We start from the raw sequence: 4,512 nt of genomic DNA on the forward strand, positions 1-4,512 counted from the left end.
TATTCCGCGGCGTCTGCGTATGCGTCCATTGGGGGGCATGTGCAGACGAGGTTTCTGTCGCCATATGCGTTGTCGACGCGGTTGACGGGGGACCAGTATTTGTCGACGCCCATGGAACCCGGCGGGAAGCAGGCTTGTTCGCGGGTGTAGGGGCGGTCCCAGTCGCCGACCAGATCGCGCACCGTGTGGGGGGCGTTTTTCAGCGGGTTGTTTTCCGCGTCGATCTTGCCATCGATGATGTCCTGTGCTTCCGCCCGGATCGACAGCATGGCATCGCAGAAACGATCCAGCTCGGCCATGGGCTCGGACTCGGTCGGCTCCACCATCAGGGTGCCGGCCACCGGCCAGCTCATCGTCGGCGCGTGGAAGCCTGAATCGATCAGGCGCTTGGCCACGTCATCGACGGTGACATGCGCCTCGGCGTCCAGCGGCCGGGTGTCGAGGATGCATTCATGCGCCACACGCCCCGTTTCCGAGGTGTAGAGGATCGGATAGGCATCCTTGAGCCGCGCCGCGATGTAGTTGGCGTTCAGGATCGCCACCTTGGTCGCCTGCGTCAGACCCGCGCCGCCCATCAGCAGCACATAGGCCCAGGACACGGGCAGGATCGAGGGCGAGCCGAAGGGCGCTGCCGAGACCGGACCCACGGCGGTGCCGTATTCCGGGTGACCGGGCAGGTGTTCCTCAAGATGCGCTTTGACGCCGATCGGACCCATGCCGGGGCCGCCGCCGCCATGCGGGATGCAGAAGGTCTTGTGCAGGTTCAGGTGGCTGACATCGCCGCCGATATCGCCGGGGCGCGACAGGCCCACCATGGCGTTCATGTTGGCGCCGTCGATATAGACCTGACCGCCGTGATCATGGGTGATCTGGCAGACCTCCTGCACGGTGGTCTCGAACACGCCATGGGTCGACGGGTAGGTGATCATGCAGGCGGCCAGATGATCCGAGTGCTTTTCCGCCTTGGCGCGGAAGTCGGCGACATCGATATTGCCGTTCTCATCCGCCTGCACCGGCACGACCTGCCAGCCCACCATCTGCGCCGAGGCCGGGTTGGTGCCATGGGCCGAGGTCGGGATCAGGCAGACATTGCGGTGCCCTTCGCCGCGCGCAAAGTGATAGTTGCGGATCGTCAGCAGGCCCGCATATTCGCCCTGCGCGCCCGAGTTGGGCTGCTGGGAGATCGCGTCATAGCCGGTGATCTGGCACAGCTTGTCGTTCAGATCGGCGATCATCTCGTGATAGCCCTGCGCCTGATCCTGCGGAACAAACGGGTGCAGGTTGCTGAACTCGGGCCAGGTGACCGGGATCATCTCGATCGTGGCGTTCAGCTTCATGGTGCAGGACCCCAGCGGGATCATCGCCCGGTCCAGCGCCAGATCGCGGTCGGCCAGACGGCGCATATAACGCGTGATCTCGGCCTCGGCCCGGTTCTGGTGGAAGATCGGGTGGGTCAGATAGGCGCTTTCACGCAGCGCATAATCCGGCAGGCGGTATTGCTTGTTCGAGCTGTCATCCTTGCGGTCGATGCCGAAGGCGCCCCAGACCGCCTCGATCGTCTCGGGGCGGGTCTGTTCGTCCAGGCTGATGCCGACGCGGGTCTCGCCCACCTTGCGCAGATTGACGCCGCGCGCCACGGCGGCCTCCATCACCGTCTTTTGCAGGTGGCCGACCTCGACCGTGATGGTGTCGAAGAACACCTCGGGTTCGACCGAGAAGCCCGCCTCTTCCAGACCGGCGGCCAGGCGCGAGGTCTTGCGGTGCACCGATTGCGCAATGGCCTTGATGCCGTCGGGGCCGTGATAGACCGCATACATCGAGGCAATCACCGCCAGCAGCGCCTGCGCGGTGCAGACGTTCGAGTTCGCCTTCTCGCGGCGGATGTGCTGCTCGCGGGTCTGCAACGACAGGCGGTAGGCCTTGTTGCCGCGGCTGTCGATGGACACACCGATGATCCGGCCCGGCATGGATCGCTTCAGCTTGTCGGTGGTCGCCATGTAGGCGGCGTGCGGGCCGCCATAGCCCATCGGCACACCAAAGCGCTGGGTCGAGCCGATGGCGATATCCGCGCCCATCTCGCCCGGTGACTTCAGCAGCGCCAGCGACAGGATGTCGGCGGCCACGATGGCGATCGCTTTATGTTCATGCAGCGCCGCGATCTCGGCGGTGAAGTCGCGCACATGGCCATAGGTGCCCGGATACTGGAAGATCGCGCCGAATACCGCGCCCGCGTCCAGCTGATCCGGGTCGGCGACCTGCACGTCGATGCCCAGAGGCTCGGCCCGGGTCTTGATCACCGCGATGGTCTGCGGGTGGCAGTTCTTGTCGACAAAGAAGGCCGCGTTGTTGGCTTTCGAACGCCCGCCGCGCTTGGCCATCGCCATCGCCTCGGCCGCCGCGGTCGCCTCGTCCAGCAAGGATGCGTTGGCCACGTCCAGCCCGGTCAGGTCGCTGACCATGGTCTGGAAGTTCAAGAGCGCCTCGAGCCGGCCCTGGCTGATCTCGGGCTGATAGGGCGTGTAGGCGGTGTACCAGGCCGGGTTTTCCAGGATGTTGCGCAGGATCGGCGCAGGCGTGGTGGTGCCGTAATAGCCCTGACCGATCAGCGAGGTCAGAACCTTGTTCTTCCCCGCCACCTGTTTCATGTGGAAAAGCGCATCGCGTTCCGTCATCGCCGGACCCCAGTCCAGCGGCTGTTTCTGCCGGATCGCCGGTGGGACGGTGGCGTCGATCAGCTCGTCCAGCGTCTTGAAGCCGATCACCTTGAGCATGTCACGCATCTCGGTCGGGCTGGGACCGATATGGCGACGGTTGGCAAAATCATAGGCTTCGTAGTCGGTCAGTTTGAAGGCCATTGCAGCGCTCCCATGGATAGGTCAGGGCCGGCGGAGACTGCGGGAGCCTCCGGCGGGGGTAAGGGCCGTCTTGGAAACTGTCCGGGGGACAGTTTCAGGCCCGAACGGGCGGAGCCCCAAATCAGCGGCTCCGAGTGAAAGATGAAGAGGTGGATCCGCGCAAGGATCCGCCGCCGGGTTTACCCGATGAAGGCCTTGTATCCGGCTTCGTCCATCAGATCCTCGAGCTGCGATGCGTCCGCAATCTTGATCTTGTAGATCCAGGCCTCGCCCTCGGGGTCTTCGTTCAGCGCGCCGGGATTGTCGGCCAGCGCCTCGTTCACCTCGACGATCTCACCATCGACCGGTGCATAGAGTTCCGAGGCCGCCTTGACGGATTCGATCACACCGATCTCGCCGTCTTTCTCGAACTCGTCGCCCGCTTCCTGCTGCTCGACGAAGACCACCTCACCCAGCTGTTCAGCCGCGTGTTTGGTGATGCCCAGCGTGGCGGTGTCGCCTTCGACGCTCAGCCATTCATGCTCTTCGGAATAATAGGTTGCCATGTCTCTCTCTCCTGACTTCAACGCTTGTAATTCTGTTTGACGAAGGGCAGCGCCACGATCTGCGCCGGTTGCGCCTTGCCCCGGATGATCAGGTTCACCTTCTCGCCCGGCGCGCCATGGCCCGCGGACACATAGCCCATCGCGATCGGGCCACCCACCGTCGGGCCAAAGCTGCCCGAGGTGATCTGACCGATGGTGTTGCCTTCGAGGCACTGCACTTCCACGCCCTGACGCGCCGGCGCGCGGCCGTCGGGCTTGATGCCCACCAGCTTGCGCGATGCGCCCTCGGCCAGTTCGCGCTGGATACGCTCGGCGCCCGGGAACCCACCTTCTTCCTTGCGGCGCTTCTGGATCGCCCAGGCCAACGAGGCCTCGATCGGCGAAGTGCTCTGGTCGATGTCATTGCCATACAGGCACAGCCCCGCCTCAAGCCGCAGGCTGTCGCGCGCGCCCAGACCCGCCGGTTCGCAATCCTCATGCGCCAGGAAGGCCCGTGTGATCTCGATCGCCTTGTCCTCGGGGATCGAGATCTCGTACCCGTCCTCGCCGGTATAGCCCAGCCGCGAGATGCGGCATTCGACGCCGTTGATATCGGCCACGGTGGTTTCCATGAACTTCAGATCGCGGGCGGCAGGGCAGAGTTCCCCCACCACGTTTTCCGCCGCAGGACCTTGGACCGCAACCAGCGCACGGTCGAAGATCTCGGTCACTTCGACGCCGTCAAGGTTCGCTTTCATATGCGGAATGTCCTGATGGCGCAGCGCCGCGTTCACCACCACAAAGTAATGATCCCCGGCATTCGACACGATCAGATCATCCATGATCCCGCCTTCGGCATTGGTGAAGAACCCGTACCGCGCCTTGCCTTCCTTCAGCGTCGCATAGGCCTGCGGGCACAAAGCTTCCAGCTTCTCACCCACATTCTCACCGCGCAGGATCACCTGACCCATGTGAGACACATCAAACAACGCCGCCTTCTCCCGGCACTGCTTATGCTCCCCCATGATCCCCAAAGGATACTGAACAGGCATCTCCCAACCAGCAAAATCAACCATCTTGCCGCCAAGCTCGACGTGAAGGTCATACAACGGCGTGCGCTTCGGTGTGGTCAT

At 63.8% G+C, this 4,512-nt stretch carries 3 protein-coding genes; all 3 read right to left on the minus strand.

Going from position 1 to position 4,512, the window contains the following annotated elements; translation table 11 throughout:
• Positions 1–2,855, minus strand: a 2,855-nt coding sequence (gene gcvP, locus ACR0A2_RS22115; RefSeq protein WP_480837367.1) for an aminomethyl-transferring glycine dehydrogenase, incomplete at its 3' end; no start/stop codon positions are given.
• A gap of 179 nt (positions 2,856–3,034) precedes the next feature.
• Positions 3,035–3,400 (minus strand): glycine cleavage system protein GcvH, encoded by a 366-nt coding sequence (gene gcvH, locus ACR0A2_RS22120; RefSeq protein WP_480837369.1) that lies wholly within the window; start codon positions 3,398–3,400, stop codon positions 3,035–3,037.
• Positions 3,401–3,417: 17 nt separating this feature from the next.
• Positions 3,418–4,512, minus strand: coding sequence for a glycine cleavage system aminomethyltransferase GcvT (gene gcvT, locus ACR0A2_RS22125; protein WP_480837371.1), 1,095 nt, complete (start codon positions 4,510–4,512; stop codon positions 3,418–3,420).

The organism is Ruegeria sp. H8 (assembly GCF_056532905.1).

Bases quoted from the DNA above. Each gene is read 5' to 3' on its own strand.
- gcvH (WP_480837369.1), bottom strand. From the start codon at position 3,400: ATGGCAACCTATTATTCCGAAGAGCATGAATGGCTGAGCGTCGAAGGC.
- gcvT (WP_480837371.1), bottom strand. From the start codon at position 4,512: ATGACCACACCGAAGCGCACGCCGTTGTATGACCTTCACGTCGAGCTT.